Annotated in this window: 15 protein-coding genes and 3 pseudogenes; 8 read left to right on the forward strand and 10 right to left on the reverse strand. The window is 64.9% G+C overall.

The window, feature by feature from the left end:
- A partial coding sequence (locus ACO1BU_RS30495; RefSeq protein WP_481133251.1) for a phosphoketolase family protein occupies positions 1–981 on the forward strand: 981 nt, incomplete at its 5' end.
- Positions 982–1498: 517 nt separating this feature from the next.
- On the opposite strand, the gene ACO1BU_RS30500 is transcribed toward ACO1BU_RS30495, so the two are convergent.
- Positions 1499–2815, reverse strand: coding sequence for an MFS transporter (locus ACO1BU_RS30500; protein ID WP_424139724.1), 1317 nt, complete (start codon positions 2813–2815; stop codon positions 1499–1501).
- Positions 2816–2896: 81 nt separating this feature from the next.
- On the opposite strand from ACO1BU_RS30500, the gene ACO1BU_RS30505 reads away from it, so the two are divergent.
- On the forward strand, positions 2897–3094 hold the full coding sequence (locus ACO1BU_RS30505) for a hypothetical protein (RefSeq protein ID WP_424139725.1): 198 nt from the start codon (positions 2897–2899) through the stop codon (positions 3092–3094).
- A 266-nt stretch (positions 3095–3360) separates the two neighbouring features.
- On the opposite strand, the gene ACO1BU_RS30510 is transcribed toward ACO1BU_RS30505, so the two are convergent.
- The 8 genes and pseudogenes from ACO1BU_RS30510 to ACO1BU_RS30545 all read right to left on the reverse strand — a co-directional run bounded on the left by ACO1BU_RS30510 (position 3361) and on the right by ACO1BU_RS30545 (position 11727).
- Entirely contained in the window at positions 3361–4806 is a 1446-nt protein-coding gene (locus ACO1BU_RS30510; RefSeq protein WP_424139726.1) for an IS4 family transposase, read from the reverse strand.
- Positions 4807–4842: 36 nt separating this feature from the next.
- Positions 4843–5286, reverse strand: a pseudogene (locus ACO1BU_RS30515) (transposase).
- A 58-nt stretch (positions 5287–5344) separates the two neighbouring features.
- Positions 5345–6565 (reverse strand): annotated as a pseudogene (locus ACO1BU_RS30520) (IS256 family transposase).
- Positions 6566–6626: 61 nt separating this feature from the next.
- The gene (locus ACO1BU_RS30525) at positions 6627–7004 is read right to left on the reverse strand and encodes an IS110 family transposase (RefSeq protein ID WP_424139727.1); all 378 of its coding nucleotides are present in this window, start codon (positions 7002–7004) and stop codon (positions 6627–6629) included.
- A gap of 100 nt (positions 7005–7104) precedes the next feature.
- Positions 7105–7680, reverse strand: a complete 576-nt coding sequence (locus ACO1BU_RS30530; protein WP_424139728.1) for a PqiC family protein — start codon at positions 7678–7680, stop codon at positions 7105–7107.
- A 55-nt stretch (positions 7681–7735) separates the two neighbouring features.
- On the reverse strand, positions 7736–9463 hold the full coding sequence (locus ACO1BU_RS30535; RefSeq protein ID WP_424139729.1) for a PqiB family protein: 1728 nt from the start codon (positions 9461–9463) through the stop codon (positions 7736–7738).
- Positions 9460–10761 carry a paraquat-inducible protein A gene (locus ACO1BU_RS30540; RefSeq protein WP_424139730.1) on the reverse strand — a complete coding sequence of 434 codons (1302 nt, stop codon included), beginning with the start codon at positions 10759–10761 and terminating at the stop codon, positions 9460–9462. The genes ACO1BU_RS30535 and ACO1BU_RS30540 overlap by 4 nt, the downstream gene beginning before the upstream one ends.
- Before the next feature lie 186 nt (positions 10762–10947).
- Entirely contained in the window at positions 10948–11727 is a 780-nt protein-coding gene (locus tag ACO1BU_RS30545) for a CerR family C-terminal domain-containing protein (RefSeq protein WP_424139731.1), read from the reverse strand.
- 774 nt (positions 11728–12501) lie between these two features.
- Between ACO1BU_RS30545 and ACO1BU_RS30550 the strand changes: the two genes are divergently transcribed.
- Complete coding sequence (locus tag ACO1BU_RS30550; protein ID WP_424139732.1) at positions 12502–12858, forward strand: ribonuclease HepT family protein; 357 nt, start codon at positions 12502–12504, stop codon at positions 12856–12858.
- Between the two features lie 108 nt (positions 12859–12966).
- Here ACO1BU_RS30550 and ACO1BU_RS30555 read toward each other — a convergent pair whose 3' ends face one another.
- Positions 12967–13629 carry a TetR/AcrR family transcriptional regulator gene (locus tag ACO1BU_RS30555; protein WP_424139733.1) on the reverse strand — a complete coding sequence of 221 codons (663 nt, stop codon included), beginning with the start codon at positions 13627–13629 and terminating at the stop codon, positions 12967–12969.
- Between the two features lie 202 nt (positions 13630–13831).
- Here ACO1BU_RS30555 and ACO1BU_RS30560 point away from each other — a divergent pair, with 202 nt between their 5' ends.
- The 5 genes and pseudogenes from ACO1BU_RS30560 to ACO1BU_RS30580 form a co-directional block, all read left to right on the forward strand.
- Positions 13832–15061, forward strand: a complete 1230-nt coding sequence (locus tag ACO1BU_RS30560) for an efflux RND transporter periplasmic adaptor subunit (protein WP_424139734.1) — start codon at positions 13832–13834, stop codon at positions 15059–15061.
- A 9-nt stretch (positions 15062–15070) separates the two neighbouring features.
- Positions 15071–18241 (forward strand): efflux RND transporter permease subunit, encoded by a 3171-nt coding sequence (locus tag ACO1BU_RS30565; RefSeq protein ID WP_424139735.1) that lies wholly within the window; start codon positions 15071–15073, stop codon positions 18239–18241.
- A 40-nt stretch (positions 18242–18281) separates the two neighbouring features.
- Entirely contained in the window at positions 18282–19709 is a 1428-nt protein-coding gene (locus ACO1BU_RS30570; protein ID WP_424139736.1) for an efflux transporter outer membrane subunit, read from the forward strand.
- A 220-nt stretch (positions 19710–19929) separates the two neighbouring features.
- Positions 19930–20217: a hypothetical protein gene (locus tag ACO1BU_RS30575; protein WP_424139737.1), complete on the forward strand. Its 288-nt coding sequence runs from the start codon at positions 19930–19932 to the stop codon at positions 20215–20217.
- Positions 20186–20365: pseudogene (locus tag ACO1BU_RS30580) on the forward strand (zinc-binding dehydrogenase); the annotation flags it as partial. The gene ACO1BU_RS30575 and the pseudogene ACO1BU_RS30580, both read left to right, overlap by 32 nt.
- Between the last annotated feature and the right edge of the window lie 744 nt (positions 20366–21109).

A 21109-nucleotide genomic window follows, 5' to 3' on the forward strand; every position in this document is an offset into this window, starting at 1 on the left:
CGGCACGGGCTGTTCTCCTGCTACGAGGCCTTCATCCATATCGTGGACTCAATGGTGAACCAGCACGCCAAGTGGCTGAAGAGCGCTCAGGCAATCCCGTGGAGACGACCTATCGCCTCGCTGAACTACCTGCTGACCTCCCATGTCTGGCGCCAGGACCATAACGGCTTCAGCCATCAGGATCCCGGCTTCATCGACCATGTCGTGAACAAGAGGGCGCAGGTGGCGCGCATCTATCTGCCGCCCGATGCAAATACGCTACTCTGGGTCACGGATCACTGCCTCCGCAGCTGGGACCGGATCAATGTCATCATTGCCGGCAAGCAGCCCGAGCTGCAGTGGCTCGACATGGATTCGGCGATCAAGCACTGCACCCAGGGCGTGGGCATCTGGGAATGGGCAAGCAACGACAGCGGCGGCGAGCCCGATGTCGTCATGGCCTGCGCCGGCGACGTGCCGACGCTGGAAGCACTGGCCGCAACAGACCTGCTGCGGCAGCATTTCCCCAGCCTGAAGGTCCGCTTTATCAACGTCGTCGATCTGATGACGCTGCAACCTCGGGCGCAGCATCCACACGGACTGACCGACACCGACTTCGACACCTTGTTCACCACCACCAAGCCGGTCATCTTCGCCTATCATGGCTATCCGACGCTTATCCACCGTCTGGTCTACAAGCGCACCAACCACCGGAACTTCCACGTCCGGGGCTTCGAGGAGGAGGGAACGACCACCACGCCCTTCGACATGGTAGTGCGCAATCGGCTCGACCGCTTTCACCTCGTGGCTGACGTGATCGATCGTGTCCCAGGCCTCGGAACGGCCGCTGCTTACGCCAGGCAGGCGATCCGGGACAAGCTGACCGAGCACGAGCGTTATATTCGGCAGCATGGCACGGACATGCCCGAGGTCCAGGAGTGGCGTTGGCCGCACGCCGTCAACAAGTCAGCGCTTCCGCCGGCCGAAGCGCCGTGTCTTTGATCCCGCGAATCATGAGGTCTTTGCGTGGGCGGCTTGATCTGTGGGAGGCGGGTCTGATGCCATTCCCTCCGGAATGGATCGGAGGCAGCGCAGGCTGCCACGGCTCCGCTGAGACCGCCAACGTGACAACGCCCGTTGAGGTGCAGCTGAACCGCACCGGGTTCCCTCGAGGCTCTAACTCTTGAGAGGATGGACCCATGACGAAGAAGACCTCGAACCGGTATTCGCCTGAGGTCCAGGATCGGGCGGTACGGATGGTGCTGCATCGAGGCCGGCGCGCCGAAGCGCGTCGTCTGCACCATCAAGTTCCAGGGGGCGACCGACCACGAGACGGCGGAGGCCTTCGCCGCCCTCCCCGCGGGCGGGTGCTGCATCTCCATCACAACAGGCACGAGTTGGCCTTCCTCTGGTCGCGGCCCGACGACGCATGAACGCGGTCTGGAAAAAGGGGCGCTCCCATGCGAGGTGGGAACGCCCCGGCCTAACGGCGGCGCGGAGAGAGAGGCGCCGCCGGGTCTCAGACCTCGATGCCGGCGGGCGTCCGGCCCGAACCGGTCTTGGGCAGGATGAGGTGCATGATCAGCAGGCCGACCAGGTAGAGCACCGACGCGATGGCGAACAGCACGTGGTAGTTGCCGTTCGTCGCATCGAGCAGACGGCCCACGCCTATCGAGACGAACATGCCGACGATGTAGGCGCAGAACCCGCCGATGCCGACGACCGAGCCGACCGCGCTCTGCGGCATCGTGTCGGAGACGATCGTGTAGACATTCGCCGAGTAGCCCTGGTGCGCGGAGGCGGCGATGCCGATCAGCAGGACCGCGGCCCACATGTTCGACACCTGCGAGGCAAAGAACACCGGCAGCACGCAGAGGCCGCAGACGAGGAAGGCAATCTTGCGGGCCCGCAGCGTTCTCACGCCCTTCTTGATCAGGTGCGAGGACAACCAGCCGCCGCCGATGCTGCCGACATCTGCCATGCAGTAGATGATGATCAGCGGCAGGATCGCGCCGAACAGGTTCACGCCATACTGCTTGGACAGGAAGCCCGGCACCCAGTTCAGGTAGAACCACCACACCGGCGCGCTGAAGCAGGTGCCGACGATGTTGGCCCAGGTGCCGCGATAGCGGAGGAGCTGCAGCCAGGGCAAGCTAATCTGCGCCGCCACCGGGTCGCTGCGGATGTAGGAGAGCTCCGCCGCCGAGACCTTCGGATGCTCCTCCGGCTTGCGATACATCGCGAGCCAAACGACGACCCAGATGAAGCCGATACCGCCGGTGACGAGGAACGCGCCCTGCCAGCCCCAAACCATCAGCAGCAGCGGCACGATGATCGGCGCAACGACCGCGCCGACATTGCTGCCGGCATTGAAAATGCCGGTGGCGAGCGCGCGCTCCTTTGCCGGAAACCACTCCGACACCGCCTTGATCGAAGCCGGGAAGTTGCCGCCCTCGGAGAGGCCGAGGCCGGCGCGGGCGATCTTGAAGCCGAGCACACTGCCCATCAGCGCATGGACGCAGGCAAAGAAGCTCCAGGCGGCCACGGCGGCCGGCAGGCCGAGCCGGATGCCGACCTTATCCAGCAGGCGACCGACGCCGATATAGCCGAAAGCATAGAAGAGAGAGAAGGCGGCAACGATGTCGCCGAAATCCGACTCGGTCCACTTCAGATCCCCCATCAGGGTGGTCTTCAGCAGGCCGAGAACCTGACGATCCATGTAATTGATGGTCGTCGAGAAGAATAGCAGCCCACATATCGTCCAGCGATAGCGGCCGACGACGGCTAGGGCCTTTCCTGGAAGGCTCTGGATGGCCTCGTTTGTCCCAGTAGACATCTCCAATCCCTAAGCTCGACACGTATGAGGTGGAGCGGGTGACGGGTTAGGGTGGATGCGTCCCCGCCAAGAGACGCCGCCATGCCCCGCCTGCCAGCCCGCTTCGCCGCGGTGATCCTGAGCCTTGCTCCACTCTTTTTCCAGCGGAGTTGGCGTCGTGCCGAGGTGCTCCTGATGGTGGCGATCCTGGCTCAGGGCAAGCGCACCGTAACCAGCTTGCTGCGCATCAGCGGGCTCGCACGAGAACGGCGCTTCGAGAACTATCACGGAGTTGTCTAATCGCGCCTGCCCGATCAAGCATCCTTCTTCCTTTTCGCCTAACCAGGGGATGACGTTCTGCCGGTCAGGGTTGTCTTCGCGGTCAGGGCTGAGGCTGCTGCCGCACAATGGTGTTCAGTGAAGGATCTCACGATGTGCTTCAGCGCGGTCCACCGGCCGCAGCGGTGATATCGTGATGTTCCTGACCACGTCCCGGCAGGGACGCCTCTCCGCCTGGCTGGGCGGAACCGATGATCTCGCCGGTAACCCGTATGCTGCCCTTACGATTACCCACATCTTCGGTGTGATCCGATGGAGATGCCGAAAGCGATGTCATGGAGGCGGGTCATACCGCGCCAGACGACCATGTTGCCGGGAGGCGGATCATTCTTGCGGGCGAGGTAGCCGCCAAGCATGGCGATTTGCAGCAGATAGGCGGCGAGCGTAGGTTGCTTGAGGCGTGGTGGCGATCGTGATCCCTCGATCCGATCGAGCGCACTTATCTCGGCAGCGGTGAGAACGCTGTGGGGCGCTGCATCTGGCTTGGCACGCGCCGACATGGTGACGAAGAATATGCGCCAGCTGACCACCGTGATGAGGGCGAGGAACTTTGCCAATCGCTCGGCTGTCTCAAGCCTCGCCTCTTCAGCACGGCAGCCGGATTTCATGACCTTGTGGAATACCTCCGCCTTCCAGCGTAGAGCGTACCAGCCGAGCTTCTCGACGGCCGCGGAGAGGTTCTCCACCGGCAGATTGGTCACCAGCTTCCAGTCGATTGGTGCGCGACCGGGCCGCGGGTTTTCTTCGACGGCGTGGATGTAGGTCATCACCTGCGGACGGTAGCGCTTCTGCTTGCCCACCGGCGGCAATGTGTTGATGGCAGCGAACTTTACCTGCAGCCAAACCGTCTCGTCTTGATCGACCGTGATGCGATGACGGCCCGCCCAAGGCACCGCCGCGAGTTGGACAAAGACGCGATGAGCAGGATTGTGTGGAACAGCATCGACAGGGCGCTCGGCCAGCCTGTTCGTCTGCACCCGCACGAGGAAGCTGGTACCAAGGTCCAGCGCGGCGCAATAGAGCTCGTAGATATCGCTCTCCCTGTCACCCACGTGCACGCAGCGCTCGGGCGCGCCAACAAGCTCGATGGATTGGCGTAGGTTCTCCAGCCAGCGGTAGCTTTCCTTCATCTCGATCGGAACGCGAGTGGGATTGATGTGCCGCTTGAGGGCAAGCGTTCCCTTGAATTTCGATCGTGTCCAAAACTTCACCGCAGTCAGGCCGATGGGTGTCCCGGTGAGGGTGACGGCCATGCTCGAATGCATCAGCATTCCGCACAAGGTCTGCACGTTGGGCTGCCCGGCTTTGTAGCGCCCAGCATTGACGGTTTTAGTGAAGCCGATCTTGCCTGGCTGGGCGCGGCTGTAGATGAACTCAGTCGTATCCTGCAGGAGAAGGATCGGACCTTCGCTCGCAGCTACGCGCGCCGCGGTTGCGGCGAAATGGCCGGCCAGAACGCTATGTTCGGTCACACGCGGGTTGTCAAAGAAGCGATAGGCCGCCTTTGCCGCCGCCCAGTCGCCGCAGGCTGCTGGTATTGGCTTGCCTGGCGCGGCTGACAGTTGATCCAGCAATCGTCGTAGCCGACGGGCCAGACGCTTATCGGGAAGGGTTGCGGCAGAGAGCTCTTCCTCCTGCCAAGCCGCTACGCTGGTGCTGGTCTCTTTCCGCATTCGTGACGCCTCCGTGGGTCGGCGGCACAGACAGAATCACGGCAGATTCGTAAGAGGCAATAGGTTCGCCGAAGATGTGGGTAATCGTAAGTATGCTGCCTTGGCCAGGGCGGGTTCGGCGCAGAACGCCTCACCACTGGACCACATTGCATGCAGAACAGCGGCGAGCTTCCGTGCTACGGCCACCACGGCCTTCTTGTGTCCGTTTCTTGCCTTCAAACCAAGGCCCCAGCGCTTCTGGACCGAGTCTGACCTTGAGCAGGTCAGCACCTGATGAGCTGCCTCGTAGAGGTAGGTGCGCAATAAGGGGTCGCCGCAACGCGAGATGCGCCCTGAAATATCGGTCTCGCCCGATTGATAGCGCGACGAGGTCGGCTCAAGTCAGGCGCCCACTCTGCGGGCGCCCTGGAACAGCCTGGGATCCTTCACGGTACCCACATAGGTCAACGCCGTGATGGCGCCGACACCGGGCGCTGTCATCAGCAGTCGGCAGCGCTGGTCACGGGACTGTCAGGAATTTCGTGTGGGACCGCGATGATCAGGTGGTGGTGAAGCGGTCCTCGAAGAGGATGGCGAACTGCGCCTTGGCGGCGAGCCATTCCCGTGCGGGCACCCTCCACTCCTTGGCGGCCAGGTTCAAGACAAGGAACAGCAGCTTCAGCACAGCCTCGTTGTGCGGGAAATGGCCACGGGCCCGCACCGCGCGGCGGAGCTTTGCGTGCAAAGCCTCGATCGCGTTGGTCGTGTAGACCAATCGACGTACCTCGGAGGGGAATGCATAGAACGGGATCACCTCCGTCCAATGCCTGCGCCAGGAGGCGACGATGGCCGGATACTTGCGCCCCCAAGGTCCGTCCGCGAATTCGTCGAGTGCAAGATGCCCGGCCTGGGCATGCGGGGCGCGGTAGATCTCGTTCAGCGCCGCAGCGGCTGTCTTGCGATCCTTGTAGCAAACGAGGTCGAGCGAGCTCCGGATCAGGTGGACAATGCAGGCCTGGACCTGGGTGCGAGGGAACACGGCCGCGATCGCATCGGGGAAGCCCTTCAGCCCGTCGACGACCGCGATCAGGATGTCCTCGACCCCGCGCTCGCGCAGTTCGGTCATGACCCGGAGCCAGAACTTGGCGCCTTCGGTCTGCTCGATTCAGAGCCCCAGCACCTCCTTGGTGCCGTCGGGCCGGACACCTAGGGCGACGTAGACGGCCTTGTTGCGGACCGTGCCCTCGTCACGGACCTTGACCCGCAAGGCATCTAGGAAGAGCAGCGGATAGAGCGGCTCCAGCGGCCGGGCCTGCCATTCGGCCACTTCCTCGAGCACGGCATCGGTCACCGCGCTCACCAGGTCGGGGGAGACCTCGATGCCGTACAGCTCCCGCAGGTGCCCCTTGATCTCCCGCGTGCTCATGCCGCGCGCGTACATCGACACGATCTTGTCGTCGAAGCCGGGAAAGCGGCGCTGGTAGCGGGCGATCAGCTGCGGATCGAAGGTCGCCAGCCGGTCGCGGGGGATCTGCAGGTCCAGCTTGCCGGTGCCGGTCAGCACCGTCTTGGCGCCATAGCCATTGCGGCTGTTCGGCCGCCCATCGGGCTCCCCGGCCTCGAGGTGGTGGTCGAGCTCGGCGTTCAGCACCCGCTCGGCCAGCGCCTTCTTGAGCCCATCCAGCAGTCCCCCGTCGGCCAGGGCGGCCCGGGGATCACCCCCGGCCAGGAGCTGATCCAGGATCTCGTCCGGGATCGCGGGTGCTTTGCGTCGTGGCATACGATGGCTCCCTCAGCAGCATCGTACGGCCCCACACACGGAATTTCCGATAGTCCCCCGGTCACGTCGGGCAGCGGCAACGACCGCCTTGCTGGCCACTCCCACTTGGTCGCGCACCGCTCGCCACGCCTCCAGCAGAGGCAGCACAATCAGGCTCAACCCCGGGACGCATCGATGCGGGCTCACGCACGGCCGCCTCGAAGTCACGCCCTCCGCAACCGCCGGGCGGCAAGACCAGACCGAAGGTCCTCAGGATGGCACGGAGTTGGGTGGCGAGGTCCACCTCAGAGCATACGAGCTGGCACCGGGCGGTGACCAGCTTGCCCAGCAGCATGCTGTCCCACGATTTGGCCCGGACCTCACGGTAGAAGCCCGTGCGCAACAGCTGCGCCAGCCCCTCGGCGTCGTTCGCATCCGTCTTGTTGGGCCGGAGCGCCATGTATGGTCAAGCCAGCACCGAGCTTCTTCGCGCCCGGACGTTTCTACTGCACAAAGTCTGAGCCAGAGCCCGGATTAAGAGAGCTGACACACGTCCGGCATCAGCCGGGGGCGACCATCTCGGCTATGGCGTCGGCCAATCGGCCCAGCGTCGCACTCATCGACGCAACAAGCGCCGCCGTGCCCGGCCCGGCCCCGGGAACCTCGAGCCGCACCGTCCGCAGATCGCGCCCGCCCCGCCCGTCCCGGACCTGCATGGCTACCTGCGCCAGCAATTCCACGGTCCCACCCGACCCCGCCTCGAAGCGCAGGATCTCGGCTTCCACCACGACATTGCTGTCGCCGCGCAGTGCCCCACCCTCCGCGAAGACGGTCGTGCCGGGCAGGCGCAGCATGAGGTTCTCAGCCAGCACCCGTCCCACGAGATCGCCGAGGGGCTCGCCCCAGCGCTCGTTGTTCAGCACCTGAAGGCGGAAATCCGCGCCGCCGCGAACGATCTCCGGGCGGTCGAGATAGCCGGGGATCCCGACCTGCCGCAGCTCCAGGGATCGCGGCCCGCCACGCCGCTGCGTTCCCGGCACCGCCGTTAGCCGAAAAACCGCCGGCTCAGGTGAGGCACAGCCCGCCAGAAGCAGCCCTGCGCCGGAACCGCAGGCCAGGCCCCTCCGCGTCAGCATGGCCCAGCCCCGCAGCCCTGGCCTTCTTGGTCGCGCTTCATCGTCCGATGGCCCCTCATCTCTCGGTGGCTCTGTCCGTGCGCCCCCGAAGCAGTGCCTCGGGGTGGCGGTCCAGGTAGTCCGCGAGCAGCCGGATTGAGCGGGCGGTGTCGTTGGCCTGTGACAGGAGGCGCTCCATCTGCCGGTTCACGTCGGAATCCCGGCCGTAGCCGCGCTCGATCGAGCCGATGGCGGTATTGGCCCGGCCGATTGCCTGGTCGAGATTGTTCGCGATCGCGGGCAGGCGGCGCAGCAGGGGCGCCAGGCCCGCATCCGTCCTGCGGACGAGGCCCTGCACCTGCTCCAGCGTCCCGGCCAGCGCGTGAACGGCGCTGCGCAGTTCCGGCCCGCCCACGAGCCCGTTCACCGAGGCCAGGGCGTTGTTCAGATTCCGCCCGATCTCCTCGATGGGGAAGCGCTCCAGCTTACCGGCCACGCCGCTCAGAGCGCCCATGATGTCACTGGCGCCACCGCCCTGGCTGGGCAGCACGATGTCGTCGCCCTCCATACGCACCTCGGCCGGCTCGGCCTCCGGCAGGAAGTCGAAGGCGACCAGCATCTGTCCCGTCAGCAGGCTGGCGCTCTGGAGTTGGGCACGCAGGCCCTTGGCGACCATTTGCTGCGCAAAGGCTAGGACATCCTCCCTGGTCCGGGCGCCGCGGCCTCCGGGAAAGGAAATGCGGTCCGGCTCGACCGCGATCCGCACGGGCACACGGAAGGTGCCGATGGCCGGATCATGCTCCAGTGTGCGGCTGAGCACGCTGCCAACGCGGACCCCCCGCAGTTCGACCGGCGCGCCCGGGGAGAGACCGTGCACGGAACCGCCGAAATAGACCAGGAATTCCAGCCGCTCCTTCGTGGTGGCCGCGATCGCGCCCTCCAGGTCGTCAAAGAGCTGGAACTGCGCGTCATCGGGTGCGGGTGGCTGGTCCCGCAGGTTCGGCGGCGTGTCGAAGGCGACCCCGCCGGCCACAAGCGCGCGCACGCTTTCCAGTTCCAGCTTCACCCCCTCCGCCCCGACACGGAGATTCACGCCGGAGGTGTTCCAGAAGCGCGAGCCCTCGCGCAGATACTTGTCGTAAGGGGTGCGGATGAAGGCACGCAATGTAATCTTGCCGTCAAGGTCAGGCGGGTCAAAACCGAGGATCTCGCCGACCGTGACGTCGCGGAAGAACACGGGCGAGCCACGGTCAAGGGAGCCGATTCGGGAGGCATTCAGCGTGACCACGCGCCCGGGCTCGTCCGAGCGTACCCCGGGCGGGTTTTCCAACCCCGTGAACTCGCGCGTGGACGTACCCCCCTCCTCGCCCGGGTCGAACGCGACATAGGCGCCGGACACGATGGTCTCGAGCCCCGACACATTGCCGGCCGTCAGCCTTGGCCGCACCACCCAGAAGCGGGCGTTCGTGGTCAGGCGGGAGCTCATTTCCGTGTTCATGCGGATCTGGACGCGGACCTGCTGCATGTCCTCGCTAAGGTGGATCGACCGGACGGTGCCGATCTGCACGGCCTTGTAGCGCACCGGCGTCTGGCCCGCGGTCAGGCCATCCGCGTTGCGGAAGGTAACCGTGACGGTCGGGCCCCGATTTGCATAGCTGTGCCAGCCCAGATAACCCGCGACCAGCGCCGCCACGATTGGGATCAGCCAGATCAACGAGAAACGTTGCCGCCGCGTGCGCGCCACCTCGGGCTGGCCCAGGGGGGTGTCGCCGGGGGAAGGCGGCCGGTCCTGCTCATCGCTCATCGGCGGCGCTCGTCTCGTTTCGTCTCGGGCTGCCCGGCGGCATCCCATATGAGTCGGGGGTCGAAGGCCTCGGCCGCGAAGATCGTCAGCACCACCACAGCCGCGAAGCAGACCGCGCCAACCTGCGCGGTGATCGAGGCGATGACGCCGAAGCGAACCAGCGAGATCAGCACGGACACGACGAAGACATCGATCATCGACCAACGCCCGATCGCCTCCACAAGCCGGTAGAGGCGCGTCCGGTCGCGCAGCCGGGTGGCGGAGCGGCGGTGGATGCCGACCAGCATCAGGGCCAGGCCGCAGAGCTTCAGCATCGGGATCGCGACGCTGGCGAGGAAGACGATCAGCGCCAGCGGCCAGAAGCCCGTTTCGATGAATTCCTGCACGCCGCCCAGGATCGTGTGCGGCCCACCGCGCCCGAAGGTCACGATGAACATAACGGGATAGTAGTTCGCGGGGATGTAAAGAATGGCTGCGGACAGGATCAGCGCCCAGCTGCGCGCCACGCTGTTCGGCTTGCGCGGGTGCAGCACCGTTCCGCAGCGCGGACAGGGGTGACCGGGATCCGCGGTGCTGAGCAGGCGGCAGCGGTCGCAGCTGATCGGTCGTGCCCGGGCCAGGGCGGGGCCCGCCGCCGCCGCCTGCGCAGCCGAGGCCGTCGCGCCGCACTGGTCCAACGCGTCCCAGACCCGTTGCGGCTCCAACGCGGCATTCACGGCCACCAGGGTCAGCGCCAGCAGGCCGAGCCCATAGGCCGCGGGGCCGACCTGCACCTCCGCCAGGTCCACCAGCCGCGTGTAGGAGACCAGGGCGCCGAACAGGAATACCTCCACCATGGCCCAGGTCCCCAGGCGCTCGTGCCAGCGGAAGGGGAGAAAGAGCCATCGCGGCGGCTGCCGTAGCCGTAGGCCGAGAAGAACCAGCAACAGCAGCAGCAACCTTGCCAGCGGCACCAGCACGAGGGTCAGGAGCACGACGATGGACAGCATCCAGAAGCCGTCCTGGATGAAGGCGGAAGCACCCGTCTCCACGCCGCTGACCCGCGACTGACCCAGCAGATGCAGGCTGAGGAAAGGGGTTGTCATGGTCACGCCGTAAAGCACCAGCCCGGCGAGAGACAGGGCGAGTGGCGTGTCGAGCGAGTTCGCCCGCCTGCGTCGCAGGACGGCCTCGCAGCGCGGGCAGCGCGCCTCCATGCCCGCCGACAAAGGTGGAAGTTGAAGAAGCTTGCCGCAGCCGTCGCACTCGCGGAGATCCCGAAGGCGAGAAACCTTTTCCGTCTTCAGCGAAGGCGTCATGTGTTGAAATTCCAGGAAGGGGGGAAGAGCCGCGAAGCTTCATCCACGGGACAGCCCACTTCCAATCGCCGGAGCCATCCACCGTCGGTAAGAGTCATCCGCCCCCCGCAAGAGAAAGGTCGCTTTTGTCCTGCGAGCCAGGAGAAAGCGAGGTAACATCACAAAAAGCGGGGCATCGACGGGATCTTAGCGTCCTGCGCACCTGCTCTGAGCAACCTTGGGGGGAGAAGTCTTCCGCGGCTCGGCCTTGGCATCGAGCAGGGCGTTCACGCTGCCATGGATAACCTGCCGGATGGCGTCGCGCCGGTCGCCTGTGATACGCTTCCAGTCCATGATAGGTAGCCCACCTGCGGGCAACGTCTTGAAGGTGAGGACCTGCCCAACGAAAAGGGCCGCCGTCAGTCGGCACTCCTCATCGGCCGCCCCGCGTCCCAGCACTCGGGCGACCAGTTCGGCCACTGGACGCACGAGAACGGCCCAGAGTGACTTGAAGGGCCAGGGCTCTCCCTTTGGTGGCTCCAACTCTGCCCGCGACATGAGCAGACTCCATCTCGGATCCCATTCAATCTTCGGTCGGTTCAACAGAAGATCGAGCAGCTGATCCAGGACGGCGAGAATTGCCTGCCGAGGTGCAAGCCCGTCTTCTCCAGTGTCGCGGAGGGCGCCTGAGGCAGTTTCGCTGATCGGCTTGAGGATGGCCTCGACCTGCTTGGCAAGATGGTCCAGGACCGCGCGGTAGAGCTTCGGCTTCCCATCGAAGTAATAGTTGAGTGCGCCCAGGTTCACCCCAGCCCTGGCGGTAATGCTGCGGGTACTGCCGCCAGCATAGCCATGTGCCGCGAACTCCTCAATGGCGGCATCCAGGATTCTCCGGCGCGCGTCCTCGCCGCGAGACGGGACCTCCGCTGGCCCCGCGACCCGGCGGGGCTTGCGGAGGGAAATCTTCTGTGCGGTTACTGTCGCCATGGGGCCATTTAGCCCAGACGATCTCTTCTGGCCCAGACCCTCATCCACCGCCTGGTCAGCCTGATCCTGGTGCTTCCTCTTCACTCAGCAACTGATGGCGGATCAGCCCCAACAGGGCAAGCCATCCGTCAGCTAGTCGAAGAGCATTCTCGCTTCGGCTTCGTCCGCTGGCCAATCCGAGCAGCCGGTGCCTTGTTCCCTGTAGATGGTCAGGTCTTCTATGGCCAATGGGCCATCAAGCCCCAGCCCCATCCAGTGGTCGACCAGGTAGAGGCCGAGCGCTATGGCTCCGGCGGCGGCTATGAGCTGAAGGAGCCGCAACAGCTCAGTAGTGGTACTGCGGATACGGTTGCTGGTAGTAGTAGCCCGGGGTTGTCGCCGCGCCCGTGATGCCGCCCAGCACGCCACCGGTTGCCGCTCCGATCGCGGCACCTCCACCAGCTCCGATCGCCGATCAATCCACCGCGCGCTGCCCCGGGTCATAGGGCTTGGTGCAGCCCGCCAAGCCTGGGATCGCTGCCACGACAGCGCAGAGACGGAAGGAGACGCGCATCCTTGTGGTTTCCCTTATCGAGCCAAGCATCCGACTGAACCGCCGCCCCAACGGTGGAATTTGCGATAAATCACCCTCGTAGGCCACGGCGTCAATCATTCGTTTGATCACGAGGTTTGCAGATCGCCGACTGAACCCCCGCACCGGCCATGTAAGTCGATCGTTTGACTATTTATGCGTCAGGGTCTATCCGACCTGAGCCACCAAGAGAGAGTGTCCCCATGTCGCGCCGGATGACCGCGCGCCTCCTCGGCGACTTGCTGTGCGAGATCCACCGGATCGAAAGCTATCGAGATGGCCACGGCCGCGTGAGCTTCGCCCGAGACGGTCTGCGCCGGGACGCGACGGAGCGTTGCCTCGAGCGCATTATCACCATCGCGACGGCCATTCGCACACTCGATCCTGTTGCACATGCCGAGCTTCGTCAGTCGCTCGTCCTGTCAGGCCATCTGGATCTGCGGCGCTCCGTTGCCCGGATGGACAGTGACGTGCTTTGGCGGCTGGTCGACAGCTGTCGGGAGGAGCTGCAAGAGCGGGTTCTGTCGGCCGCGCGCCTGGTGAAACGGGTTACGCCCTGATGAGTATAGCAGCCTTCCGCATGATGGTGGAGCAGGCATTCCGTCCGCTCGTCGCTCCCGCGCATTCCCAGTTCCGACCCGTCAACCGGGAGGAACCACGCCAGCGGATCAACCGTGAGAGCCTTTCAGCAGCCTGCTAGGACGCCCTCCCGTCCTCGTCGGGCCGATTGCACATGCCCTGGCGCTGGACTCGCCCCGCCTCTGTCGTTCCGGACCTATACGGCAGCCTCTCAGAAAGATTTGCACAGAGTGGGAGATGCGATCCGTCAGCGCCCGCTCCGGTACATGGGCCTCAAGTCCAGTTAGCAATTCGTGATGGAATGCGCCGAGCGCCATACCGATCAGCATGCGTGCAGCGTCGGATGGATGTGGCATATCGTAGCCGTCATTCCGGCTCAGGGTGGCCAGGTAGTCCTCAAGCGCTAGGCGAGCGAGTTCTGGTTTGGCGGCCCCTGTGACCGGAAAGGGACGGGGGATCTGCCCCGCCTCGGAAACCGCGATGCGCATTAGAACGATCGAGCTATCGCGGAAAACCAGAGCCGCCATCTTCGCCAGAAAAGTTTGAAGTGCCTCCTGCGGTGGCCGGGTGCTGTCAACGGTCATCAGCTCAGCTTCTCTGCGAAAGCCCGTTAGCAGCACTTGGAAGAGCTCATCCTTTGAGCCGAACAGCTTGTAGAGCGTCTTCTTCGAGCACTGCGCACTGCGGGCGACCTCTTCCATTGTGGTCAGGCGGAATCCGTGGGCGACGAAGGCGCCTTCCGCGGCCGCCAAAATCCGCTTCCTAGTTCCTCCCCGCTTCCCCGGCCGGAGGGGAGCCACACGCGCTTCGCTGAGCATCCTGCTCACTCCAACCCTGCCCCAGATGCTGCAGTGCAGCGGGAGCCGCTTGACTCGCAGAAGGAAACGGCAGAGTTTCCTCAGAAGGTAAACTGCCTCGTTTCCACTTTTCCTTCAAGGGACGGCAAGGCCCCCGATGATCTTCTTTCTGAACGACGTTGGCGGCATCGAGCCGGCGAGGCGCCGGGGCGCCCTATTGGGCAGCTTGGCCCTAATAGCCACGTTCGCGACCTCAGGCTGCGATGAGAAGGCCAGCACCCCGGCGGCACCGCAGGGGGCACCGCAAACCGTTTCGGTGATCAAGCTCGCACCCGAGTCGGTGACATTGCAGACAACCTTGCCGGGCCGAACCGCTGCTTTCGAAATGGCGGAGATCCGGCCGCAAGTGGGAGGGGTGCTCCGCGAGCGAAAGTTCCGCGAGGGACAGCAGGTAGTGGCCGGACAGCCGCTCTTCCAGATCGACCCGGCCCCATACCGCGCGGCGCTGGCGAGTGCCGAGGCGGCGCTAGCGCGGGCGGAGGCGACCCTCGGGGCAGCGCGCGCTACTGTGACCCGCTACCGCCCACTGGTTCAGCAGAACGCGGTGAGTCGGCTGGACTATGACAATGCAGTCGCGGCACAGAAACAGGCAGAGGCTGATGTCGCTTCCAGCCGCGCAGCGGTCGAAACAGGGCGGATCAACCTGGGCTTTACCAACATCGCCTCGCCCATCGAGGGGCGGACTGGCCGCGCCAGCGTGACTGTCGGTGCGCTCGTGACGGCGGATCAGACAACAGCGCTGCTGACCGTCACGCGGCTCGATCCGATCCATGTGGACATGACCCAGCCAGCCTCCACTCTCCTGAAGCTGCGGCGGGAGATGGAGGCCGGACGGCTGCGACGCACCTCCGGCGACAGCGTTGAGGTCCGGCTGTTGATGGAGGACGGCGTCGAATATAACCATGCCGGCGAGTTGCAATTTTCCGAGGTCACAGTGGACTCGACCACAGGCGCGGTGACCTTGCGCGCGGTCTTTCCCAATCCGGACGGTGTGCTGTTGCCCGGCATGTTCGTCCGCGCACGCGTGACCGAGGGCGTCGCGCATGGGCTGTTGGTGCCGCAGCAGGCGGTAACGCGCAACTACCGCGGCGAGGCAGTGGGCAAGGTCGTGCAAGCGGATGGCACGGTGCAGGAGCGGGTGCTGGCGACGGGGCAGGCCGTCGGCACGCGCTGGCTCGTGAACGGCGGCTTGCAGGCCGGCGACAAGGTCATTGTCGAAGGTGGCCAGAATGTGCAGCCGGGGACCAAGCCCCAGGCCGAAGAGATCACGCTGGAGGAGTTGGACCGGCGCTCGACGGCGCTAGGGCGCCAGCAGACGGAGAGCTGAGGCGCTACCATGGCACGTTTCTTCATCGACAGACCTATCTTCGCGTGGGTCATCGCACTTGGCATCATGCTGATTGGGCTGATCTGCCTGCGCACGCTTCCCATATCCCAGTACCCGACCATTGCGCCCCCAGCGATCCGCATCACCCTCGCCTATCCCGGCGCTTCGGCGGAGACGGTGCAGAACACCGTCGTGCAGGTGATCGAGCAGCAGATGACGGGACTGGACGGACTGCTATACTTCAAGTCCTCCAGCAACCGTGACGGCAGCGCGACTGTCGATCTGACCTTCGCCCAAGGTACTAACCCGGACACCGCGCAGGTCCAGGTGCAGAATAAGCTTTCGCTCGCCGAGCCTCGGCTGCCCGAGACCGTGCGGCAGCAAGGCATCCGCGTCGCCAAGTCCTCCTCGGCCTTTCTTCTGGCGATTGGCTTCGTCTCCAAGGACGGGACGATGAACAGCAGCGACCTGGCCGACTTCATCGCGACCAACGTACAGGATCCGCTTGCCCGCACGCGGGGCGTGGGCGACTATCAGCTCTTCGGCTCACAGTATGCCATGCGGATCTGGCTGGACCCGACGCGCTTGACCGCCCTCAGCCTTATGCCGTCTGACATCGCAACCGCAATTGCCGCCCAGAACGTGCAGGTGGCCTCGGGCGAGTTAGGGGCACGGCCCGCGAAGCCGGGACAGATGCTAAACGCGACGCTGCTCGGCCCGAGCTACCTGAACACCCCCGAGCAGTTTGGGGATATCTTGCTGAGGGTGAATGAAGACGGATCGCAGGTGCGACTGCGCGATGTCGCACGGATTGAGCTGAGCGCAGAGAGCTTTGCCGTGACGACGCAGTACAATGGCCGGCCCAGCGCTGCGATCGGGGTACAGCTGGCCAGCGGTGCCAATGCCGTCGCGACAGCTGACGCCGTGAAGAAGACAATCACTCGGCTCCAGCGAAGCTTTCCGCCAAATATCGAAGTGGTTTATCCTTACGACACCACCCCGTTCGTGAGCATTTCAATCAACGAGGTGGTGCACGCGCTGGTTGAGGCCATGATCCTCGTCTTCGTGGTCATGTTCGTTTTCCTGCAGAACTTCCGGGCGACGCTGGTCCCGACCTTGGCCATTCCGGTCGTGTTGCTCGGCACCTTCGCCGTACTCGCTGGGGCGGGCTACTCGATCAACACTCTCACCATGTTCGCCTTGGTGCTGGCCATTGGCCTGCTGGTGGACGACGCTATTGTCGTGGTAGAGAATGTTGAGCGCCTGATGGAAGCGGAGCGCCTCTCACCGCTGCACGCCACACGCAAGTCGATGGACCAGATCTCCGGCGCGCTGGTCGGCATCGCGCTGGTGCTTTCGGCGGTCTTCCTGCCGATGTTCTTCTTCGCTGGCTCGGCTGGTGTGATCTACCGCCAGTTCTCGCTGACCATCATTACGGCGATGAGCCTGTCCGTGCTGGTGGCCATCGTCTTCACCCCGGCGCTTTGTGCCACGATGCTGCAGCGTCCGAAGCACCACGGTAACAAGCGTGGGGTGTCTGGCTGGTTCAACCGCGGATTTGACCGAATGACCAACGGTTATGTCGGCGGCGTGAGCTTCATGGCGAAGCGCCGCTGGAAGTTCATGGCGGTCTGGCTTGCGGTGGTGGTCGGGCTCGGCGTCCTTTACGTGCGGCTGCCCTCCTCGTTCCTGCCGAACGAGGATCAGGGAGTGCTCTTCGTGCAGATCTCAGCGCCGCCGGGTGCGACCAGCGAGCGGACCGGAGGCGCGTTGGACGCAGTGACGCAATATCTCCTCAAGCAGGAGGGCGAGGCGGTGGAATCCGTCATGGGCATTTCCGGCTTTAGCTTCGCCGGGCGCGGGCAGAACTCTGCCATGGCCTTCGTGCGTTTGAAGGACTGGGCGGTGCGCGAGGAAGAGCGCCTGTCTGCCTCAACCATCGCCGGCCGCGTCATACAGCATTTTGCGGGCTACCGGGATGCACGGATCCTGGCCTTCTCGCCGCCGGCTGTGCCGGAACTCGGTAACGCGACAGGTTTCGAGATGCAGCTTGTGGACGAGGGCGGAAGAGGCCAGGCGGCTCTGAATGCGGCGCGTGACCAGCTACTCGCCTCGGCGTCGGGGAGCCAACTCCTGATCGGCGTGCGACCGAACAGCCAACCGAACGAGCCTCAGTACAGGCTGCAAATCGACTGGGAACGGGCAAGTGCGCTCGGCATCTCTGTCTCTGACATCAATAATACCCTCTCCGCCGCCTTCGGCAGCACCTACGCCGGCGACTTCTTGGACCGCGGACGGATCAAGCGGGTTTATCTTCAGTCTGAAGCGGATTACCGCATGCTGCCCACTGACCTATCACAGTGGTTTGTGCGTAACGGCAAGGGGGCAATGGTACCCTTCAGCACCTTTGCAAGCGCCAGGTGGGAGGTGGGTGCGCCGGGCCTGACGCGCTTCAACGGTATCAGCTCCGTCGAACTCGCAGGCGATGCGGCGCCGGGGCAGAGCACCGGTGCGGCAATGGCTGAGATGGAGCGATTGGCGGCCGAGCTGCCCGCCGGCTTCGGGGTGGACTGGAGCGGCCTTTCGTACGAGGAGCGAGCGGCGGGCTCGCAGGCCGGACCGCTCTATGCCATATCGATCGTCGTGGTCTTTCTTTGCCTTGCGGCGCTCTACGAGAGCTGGGCGATCCCGGTTTCGGTGCTGCTCGTAGTGCCGCTGGGCGTCTTCGGCGCGGTCGCCGCAACGCTGATGCGGGGCATGTCCAACGACGTGTACTTCCAGGTGGCTCTGCTCACGACCATCGGCCTTTCGGCGAAAAACGCGATTCTGATCGTGGAATTTGCCAAGGAGCATTTCGAGGCGGGGGAGACCCTCCTCAGCGCGGCGCTGCACGCGGCGCGAGAGCGGCTTCGGCCGATTTTGATGACGTCACTGGCCTTCGTGCTCGGTGTGGTGCCGCTGGCCATTGCGACCGGCGCGGGCGCGGGCGGCCGGACGGCCATTGGTACGGGCATCATTGGAGGCGTGGTCACGGGCACGGTGCTGGCGGTGTTCTTCGTGCCGCTCTTCTTCGTGCTGGTTCTGACGCTGTTCCGCACGAAGCGGGCCAGCGAGATGGAAGCACAGCGTCAGGCGGAACAGGGCGAGCCTGCCCAGGTAGATGCGGTTACCGGGGACTGAGATAATGCACCGGATTCTATCTCCCGGCCTTTGTGCTGTAATGCTGGCCAGCTGCTCCCTCGAACCCGCCTATGTGCGCCCGGGTTCCCCGGTGCCGGCCCAATGGCCTACCGGCGCCGCCTATGGCGAGCCGCATCCGGGTAGCAGCACGGTAGACACACTCGGCTGGCAGGACGTATTCCTGGACCCCTCGCTGCGGCGCCTCATCGCCATCGCGCTGGAGAGCAACCGTGACCTGCGCGTTGCCGCCCTCAACGTGGAGGCGTCAGAGGCGCAGTTCCGTGCGCAGCGGGGCGAGATCTTCCCCCAGATCGGCGCGACGGGTAGCGCAGACTACGCGCAGACGCCAGCGGACCTGGCGGGCGGCACGCGACTGGGCCGCTCCTCGCCGATCACCAGCCGTACTTTCGGCGTGCAGGGCGGATTCACGGCCTGGGAAATTGATCTGTTCGGGCGCGTCCGGAGCCTAAGCCAGGCGGCTTTCGAGCAGGCCTTGGCCCAGGACGAGACGCGGCGCGCAACGCAGATCAGCCTCGTCGCCTCTGTGGCGGAAGCCTATTTGACGGTACTGGCGGGCCGGCAGCTCTTAGTGCTGACGCGGCAGACTCTGGAAAGCCAGGAGCAATCGTATCGGCTAACCCAGGCGACAGCGACAGGCGGAACGGCGACTGCGCTGACGCTTCGCCAGGCGCAGACCGCTGTGGAGACGGCGCGGGCAAACCTCGCCCTCTACACGCGGCAGTTGGCCCAGGCAGAGAACACGCTGGCGCTGCTGCTTGGCCAGCCCCTGCCGGCGGACTTGCCCCAGGACGGGAACCTGGCCTCCCCGCTTGTCGCGGGGAACTTGCCGGCCGGGCTGTCCTCGGAGGTGCTGCTGCGGCGGCCGGACGTCGTCGCGGCGGAGCACCAGCTCCTGGCAGCCAACGCCAACATCGGCGCCGCACGTGCTGCCTTCTTCCCAAGCGTCAGCCTCACCGCGTCTTACGGCACCGCCGGAGCCGCTCTGTCCCGGCTGTTCCAGCCGGGTTCGGGGCTCTGGGCCTTCTCACCGCAGATTAACGTCCCGATCTTCACCGGCGGCATCGACGAGGCAAACCTGGACTACGCGAAGGTCCAGAACCGCATTGAGGTCGCGAATTACGAGAAGGCGATCCAGACCGCCTTCCGTGAGGTGGCAGATGCGCTGGCCGCGCGCGGCACCTACGGCCGTCAGCTCGAGGCGCAGCAGGCGTTGACAGAGGCGTATGCAGACAGCTACCGGCTCTCCGAAGCACGGTTCCGCAGTGGAGTGGACAGCTTCCTCACGGTGCTGGACTCGCAACGGGAGCTTTACAGCGCGCAGCAGGCGCTGATCGCCCTGCAGCGGGACCGGCTCTCGGCGCAGGTCACGCTTTACCGAGTGCTGGGGGGCGGCTGGCTTGCAACTTCCGTTACCCGGACGTCGCCGGTGGCCGGGGAGTCACAGTAGCGGCATCGCCAAGTTGAGCGGCAGTAACCGGAGCGAGCCGGCCGGGCGAAGCTGGCGGGATGAGACCAGGATCCGCCTCCTACCCTGGGTACCGCTTCGCGGCGGAGATCATCAGCCATGCGGTCTGGCTGTATCATTGATCCCGGACCAGTCCTTCAAGGGTCGGCAATTCACCGCCGAGGTGATCATCTGGGCGGTCCGCTGACACCTCATGTTCCCGGTGAGCTATCGCGAACTCGAGCTCATGCTGGCCAACCGCGGTGTGGACGTTACGCATACCACCCTCTTCCGCTGGACCCAGACCTACGAGCCAGAGATCAGGAAGCGGACCGACCCAATCAGTGGCGAGACGCAGGAGCGTTCCTGGGCGGTAGTGAATCGCAGAGGAAAGCTGTTTTCGACCCTGACGCTGCCCTCGGAGGAGAAAGAACGGGAGCACGAAGCGAGGAAGAAACTTCACGGCCCGGCTCAATCCCGCGCAGCTCGGCAAGATCGGCCAGCTGAGTGACTTGGGCAAGGTGCGGGTCACAGTGGAATCTACGTTTCCGCCCGCTGAGGTGGGCGCGGTGCAAGCGCATCTCGAGAAGGACCATGTTTGCGGCAAGGTCGTGCTGGACGTTGCGCGCTGGCCCAGCGTGATGGAGCGCCGATGGTGACTCGTTCTGTAACACCAGCGCCGCCCCGCCCCGTACCTCCGGCCGAGAGCGGCGCGGATTGCAACGCCGTCCCTCGTTATCGCTCCCCATACGCAGCTGCTGCGCATCGTCGTGGTTGTGGATGCCGAGTAGATCGTCGATTCCGACGGCGTGCGGAACCCAGTGGAGCACGCCGTCATCCAGTTGGTCAGCTGGCCTCTGCACGAGGGCGTTGACTTTACGCCGCATGGTGGGACGAGCGTGGACTGGTCCACCTGGCCTATCCTGGGCTGTGCTGCGGGCTTGTTACTGTGCCGATGATCATGTGGGAATGGGCGTGGATTACCGCCGTCAGCTCGGGCCAGGCGCGCTGGCGGTGCTCTGAGCCCGCGCGGCGGAGGCCAAATTAGGCGCTGACATGCCGGGTCTCGAGCCCGGTGGCGGCCACCGTGGTCACCGGTAAGGGCCCGTCCGGGAACAACCGCTCGATCGGGACGGTTCAAACCGCAGTGGGAACGCCAAGAGGACGCTCCGAGTTAATGCGTTTATCCCCGGACGACTCCTAAGGTGTCGATGAGGCGACAGCCTGGGCCCGCTCCACAATGGCGGCCAGGAGCCGATGGAATACTGGCGTGGCAGTATCCATCCGGCCGGGGCCGCGGGCTATCGAGCGCAGACGTGCTGACCGCGCTCACCGCTTCTGGTCGAGGCAGAGTTCCTTGAGGCTTTCGATGCCGTGCTCGGTGAATTTGAGCGTCGCGCGAT

This window comes from Roseomonas chloroacetimidivorans, assembly GCF_049629625.1.
Lineage (GTDB): Bacteria > Pseudomonadota > Alphaproteobacteria > Acetobacterales > Acetobacteraceae > Roseomonas > Roseomonas chloroacetimidivorans.